The following is a 1190-nucleotide window of genomic DNA, read 5'->3' on the forward strand; positions in this document are numbered from 1 at the left end:
AAGCTGCGCTTTTTTTTGTTGAGTTAAAAACGAGTGGAAGCCGCTGTTTTTTTAGGTTTGCTCATTGCTTTTTTTAGTACTTCAGAAAAATAAGGCTCTCCGCTAGGATTTTGCTGTCTTAGCAAGTCAATGGTTCCTTTCACGTCATCCATAGCTCTGTGAGCGTGCTCTCTCTCAATATTATGATGGTCAAGAAGCGTTGTTAGTTTTTTATTAGGAAAGCCGTACTCTTTCCATTTGACAGCACGCATAGAGCAGTGCCATTTTTGGTTAAATAAAGATGGATACCGTTTTAAAAGAAAACTGCGATCGAAAGAAGCATTATGAGCGATGATAGCCGAAACGCTAGTTAACAGCGATTCCACTTTTTTATCGTCTAATGTTTTATTTTTGACCATTTCATTTGTAATTCCCGTTAAGTTTGTAATGTAAGGGAAAATGGGAGTTGAAGGCATATTAAATTCTTCATACTCTTCTACAATGTCGATTATTTCTCCGGTAGAAGAATCATAAGAAACAACAGCAATTGCTAGTTCGATAATATCGCATGTTTGAGCACTTAATCCCGTTGTTTCAACATCTAAAACGGCTGCTAATTTCACTTGTTCAGTTGACAACTCGTCGCCCTCCCTTTCTATTTATTATTCTATTAGCTTATCATTTTTTAACAGAAAACGTTAGTAAAAAAGATGAGCAAGCACGTACACGGGTTTATTTTATACGCCCACGTGGAAAAGGAATTTACTTTTTTAAAGGAAATGACAATAGCAAAGGAGAATAGTAATATTTACTCATCTAAATTAAGTCTTCATTGAAAATAAGGAAATGAAGGAAGAAGGGGATCGTTATCATGCAATTGCTGTATATGGTACTTTTTCTTGTCTTAATTTTTTGGGGAATTACATCTTTTATTCATTACAGGAATCAAACTATTAAAGTTCGTTTGAACAAACATTATACGAATGCAGTAGAATGGATTGAAGCTGTGAAACAAGAGCTAGAAAAGCAAGGGAAATCCGTGAGTTATGAAGGGGATTTCTTGTTTAAAATTGATGAAAAGCCTTATGAAATCGCAGCGCGTAATATGTCTATTTGGAGCACGTCGCTCTATCATATCTTGCTGCAGCGTCAAAAAGAACATTCTTAAATTTACTTGCATACAGAAAGAAAAAAATCACTTCTCCTCTATC

2 protein-coding genes are annotated in these 1190 nt (G+C 35.3%); one reads left to right on the top strand and one right to left on the bottom strand.

The window, feature by feature from the left end; genetic code table 11:
- Window positions 1-23 precede the first annotated feature (23 nt).
- Entirely contained in the window at window positions 24-617 is a 594-nt protein-coding gene (locus tag N178_RS25410; protein ID WP_013057015.1) for an exonuclease domain-containing protein, read from the bottom strand.
- A gap of 233 nt (window positions 618-850) precedes the next feature.
- Between N178_RS25410 and N178_RS25415 the strand changes: the two genes are divergently transcribed.
- Entirely contained in the window at window positions 851-1147 is a 297-nt protein-coding gene (locus N178_RS25415; RefSeq protein WP_045295646.1) for a hypothetical protein, read from the top strand.
- Window positions 1148-1190 lie beyond the last annotated feature (43 nt).

It is taken from the genome of Priestia aryabhattai B8W22 (genome assembly GCF_000956595.1).
Lineage (GTDB): Bacteria > Bacillota > Bacilli > Bacillales > Bacillaceae_H > Priestia > Priestia aryabhattai.

What these genes read in the sequence shown, in the direction of transcription:
- N178_RS25415 (WP_045295646.1), top strand. Translation starts at nt 851, where the DNA reads ATGCAATTGCTGTATATGGTACTTTTTCTTGTCTTAATTTTTTGGGGA.